Below are 4,197 nucleotides of genomic sequence, written 5' to 3'. Positions count from 1 at the left end.
AATGGATATAACGGCCCCCTCCTAAGGGGCAGTTACAGGTGCGATTCCTGTAGGGGCTACCAATAAAATCAATGAGTTACATGGTTTTTTCTTCCACTTATTTTTTATAGCACATTTATAGCATCGTAAATTGAAATATAAAAAATTTAGCGCTGTCCTTTTATTAAAGTACCCAAATTACATCCAGTTTGCTTTCGCCATGAGCGGACCTTCAAGCGTAACTCGTTTCTGCCCCGAAACAAGCTAACGCAATTACTCTAAAGATCGGCTTTGAACGACAAGCAGACACTAGTAGATAGTAAACTCACAGGGTATGCTACCTTGCAAAGTCTTGCTGATAAATGATACCTACAGGTAAATATGCGAAATTTTCTTGTCTTATTAATTACGATTCTTGCTTGTAAGTCATTCACAGCTACAAATAAGGAACCTAGGGGTATAAAATGGCACGTAGAATGCTAATTTGATGTAGGTTATCATCACCTGAACACCTCCGCTTTAATTGTTTTTTGGCGAATTTATTGTGTGCTTAAATATTCAGTTAATGTTTGGTTATAGATAAATACTTAGGTACAACCAATTATGCTTGACGCTTTCCTAGAGCAGTTACAAAAAAATGACTTTACTCGACACGAAGTAGAACAGCTAAAGCAATCTGCAAAGCTTTGTTCTTTGCCTAGTCGGCATATTTTTTTCCATCAAGGGGAAGTTGCAAAAGAGATTTTCTTTCTATTAGAAGGAATATGTCACGCTGTTTATTTTACTGACAAGGGCAAAGAGTTTAGCAAACAGTTTTATTGGGAAAATGACTGGATCATTGGTTTTGAAAGCCTAGTTAACCAAACGCCATCACCATACCAACTTGAATCACTTACCTCTTGCTCGATTATGTCTCTCCCTATCGAAACATTAAGAACATGGCGTAAGAATAAATATAGTATTTATCTCAAGCTATTGGAAATACAACTGATGTATAAAGAAAACAAAGAACGTTTTATGTTGCTTTATACTCCAGAAGAACGCTATCAACAGTTCTGTAACAGTTATCCTAACTTGTTAGAGCGCCTCACCGATTATCAAATTGCAGCTTATCTTGGCATTACACCGATCAGCCTGAGTCGTATCAAAAAACGCAATCCAACTTAACAATTGTTAATGTCTAGACTTATTCACCTTGCTACATTTCGGATATCAATATGTGTAAGGCTGAATTAAAATGATTACTTGGCAACTCCATCCGTTTCCCCAATTAACAACAATGCAACTATATCAACTGCTAAAACTCAGAGTTGACGTGTTTGTTGTCGAGCAAGAATGTCCCTATCCTGAGTTGGATGGTAAAGATCACCAAGAAGGTGTTTACCACTTACTGGGTTATCAAGGTGGCAAGTTAATGGCCTGCGCACGCTTAATGTCAAAGGGGGTTAGTTATCCATCCGTCAGTATTGGTCGTGTTGCTATTTCAAAAAATTCTCGTGGAGGGGGCATAGGGCATCAACTGGTACAAGAGGCTCTATGTGCATGTGACAAGTTGTGGCCCAGAGAGTCAATCGAAATTGGCGCTCAAGAACACCTATCAGAATTCTACCAAAACCATGGATTTATGCCGACTTCTGTAATGTATTTGGAGGATGACATCCCACATATCGATATGAAGTTGGAAAAATAACAGTGTCTTTTCCTGTGGTAAACCTCGCGATTATCTTTCTCATATTAGGTAATCTTGCTGCTTCACTATCTGATGTCGCAGTTAAGTTACTTAATGGGGAGGTATCAGCCTTTCAATACATTTTTATACGGCAATTATTTTCTACTTTAGTTATTTATCCTTTATGGTTAAAGCAGTCCAAGCAAAAGCGAAAACTGTATAGCGCTAAACTCAATCTATTTAGGGCACATCTAATTATAATAGGCAGTGGTTGCATGGTAATTGCAATCACTCACTTAACTTTAGCTACGGCTAATGCGATTTTTCATGCTGCGCCACTAATGATGCTTCCATTATCGATTTTACTTCTCCAAGAGAAACTAACGATTAAGAGCAGTGTATTATCTCTTATAGGGTTTTCAGGAGTGATTGTGGTTTTAAGACCATCAGAATTTGAATTGGCGGTAGTCTTCGCCCTTGTTACTACATTTACAATTGCCTTGTTCAACCTTACCGCGAAAAAATTACCAACGGAGCAAACTGTTGTCAGCACGCTTTTTTGGACATCATTACTTTCACTACCGATCTCTGGCTGCCTAGCTATATTCCATTGGGTGCCTCTTTCGACCACGAATCTGCTGTTCATTTTGGCAAGTGCAACTTTGGTTCTTACTTACAACGGATTAGCTGTTGCTTCGTATCAACGAGCACCTGCTAATTCTATTGCCCTAGCAGAGAACTCAGGACTGGTATTTGTCACCTTATTTGGTGTTACTTTATTCAATGAAGTGCCAGACTTTTTTACCATATTAGGGATATTGATGATCATACTACCTTTATTACCTTGGAAAATGTTGTTACAAGTAAATCGGTTGAATCAACCGTCCGAATAAACCCAAAAGGCATAGGCGAAAGTGAATTAGAAAATATATTGATGACATCTACCATGAATATAAACCCAACCAATGAAGAGCTGGTAATTGCTCGTGAATGTGTAGAGCGTATTTGACCGTAAGCCTTGCAGCCAATAAAAAGCCCGAGCGTTTAAACTCGGGCTTTTTATTGGCTGCGGTTTATTGAATTTGAAGTTATCGACTAAGCATGCTCAAACATCAGGAAAAGATAAACCACAAACAGAACCAAATGCGTTGCGCCATGCAATACATTGGTTCGGCCACTACTGAATGTTACCTTGCACACCATTAAAGTGGTGACAAGTAATACCAAATCAGAAGAGGATAGACCAAGACGAACCTCTTGATCCATCATCGCGCCGATGAATAGAACGGCTGGCACAGTAAGCGCGTGATCCGCACCACCAGTTTTGGACACCTAATTAAGTGAGTACAATCACTAATGAGGTGAACCATGACAAACAAGAAAAAACGTATTCTCCATTCTGCTGAATTTAAAGCAGAAGCACTGAAACTAGCAGAAAAGCTGGGAGTAGCTACGGCAGCGCAGCATCTCTCGTTACACGAATCCCAGATCTACGGTTGGCGTAAAGCAGCCAAGAAAGATACTAGCACCAGTCAGCGGGAAAAAGATCTAGCCGCTGAAGTCGCAAAGCTCAAAAGGCAATTGGCTGAGCAAGCTGAAGAGCTAGATATCGTAAAAAAGGCCGCCACCTACTTCGCGAAAAATCTAAAGTAGATAGCTACGAATTTATGCTCGAACACCTGCTGTGCTTCAGTGCTGTCCGCATGGCTAAGGTGTTCGGGGTTTCACGAAGTGGGTTTTATTACTGGATTAAGCATCGCCACAAGGCCACTCAGCGCGAGGTCACTCGCCAAGAGCTTGATACGAAGGTCAAAAAGGCTTTTGACAACAGCAAAGGCCGTGATGGTTCAAGGCGCATCCAGAAAGAGCTGGCAGAGAACGGTGATAGCCGTAATGTTAAAACCATTGCCGCTAGTATGAAGCGTCAGGATTTAACGCCGAAAGCGGCACGTAAGTTTAGGTGCACTACGGATAGCAAACATAAAATGCCAGTTGCTCCGAACCTGCTGGCTCAGGATTTTAACGCGGAGGCTCCGAATCAAAAGTGGGCGGGAGACATCACCTATGTTGCGACAAGTGAAGGCTGGCTGTATTTGGCGGTAATTATTGACCTTTATTCAAGGCAAGTAGTCGGCTGGTCTATGGATACCAGAATGACCGCAACACTGGTCTGCGATGCATTATCAATGGCCTTGTTCCGTCGTGGGTTCCCTGAGCAGGTGATCGTTCATAGTGACCGAGGTAGTCAGTACTGCTCAAAAGATTATCGAGACATCATAACCGCTTATAATCTAAAGCAAAGTATGAGTAGGAAAGGAAACTGCTGGGATAATGCTTGTGTTGAGAGCTTCTTCCATTCAATGAAGGTTGAAGCGATCCAATATGAGCCGATCATGACGCGAGACGAGATGCGTCAAACGCTCTTTGAATACATCGAGGTTGATTATAATCGGACAAGAAGGCACAGTGCTCTCGGGTATCTAAGTCCAGTTAACTTTGAAAATAAAAATGTCGCTTAATGAAGTGTCCAGTCTGGCTGGAGCAGATCA

Annotated in this window: 4 protein-coding genes; all 4 read left to right on the top strand. The window is 41.2% G+C overall.

Features of this window, described 5'->3' with window-relative positions; all coding sequences use genetic code 11:
- Window positions 1-582 precede the first annotated feature (582 nt).
- Entirely contained in the window at window positions 583-1,146 is a 564-nt protein-coding gene (locus H5187_RS22730) for a Crp/Fnr family transcriptional regulator (protein WP_064626651.1), read from the top strand.
- Window positions 1,147-1,216: 70 nt separating this feature from the next.
- Complete coding sequence (locus H5187_RS22725; RefSeq protein WP_064626652.1) at window positions 1,217-1,669, top strand: GNAT family N-acetyltransferase; 453 nt, start codon at window positions 1,217-1,219, stop codon at window positions 1,667-1,669.
- 2 nt (window positions 1,670-1,671) lie between these two features.
- A complete protein-coding gene (locus H5187_RS25065; protein ID WP_064626653.1) occupies window positions 1,672-2,541 on the top strand; it encodes a DMT family transporter in 870 nt (289 codons plus the stop codon).
- A gap of 475 nt (window positions 2,542-3,016) precedes the next feature.
- Window positions 3,017-4,167, top strand: a protein-coding gene (locus H5187_RS22710; RefSeq protein ID WP_095661212.1) for an IS3 family transposase whose coding sequence is annotated in 2 segments (ribosomal slippage) — window positions 3,017-3,260 and window positions 3,260-4,167 — 1,152 coding nt in all. Because the reading frame shifts where the segments join, the coding sequence is not laid out codon by codon here.
- The last annotated feature ends 30 nt before the right edge of the window (window positions 4,168-4,197 follow it).

This window comes from Pseudoalteromonas sp. SG44-1 (assembly GCF_014164315.1).
GTDB classification, from domain to species: Bacteria; Pseudomonadota; Gammaproteobacteria; order Enterobacterales; family Alteromonadaceae; genus Pseudoalteromonas; species Pseudoalteromonas rhizosphaerae.
This window is presented reverse-complemented; position numbering and strand designations above follow the sequence as displayed.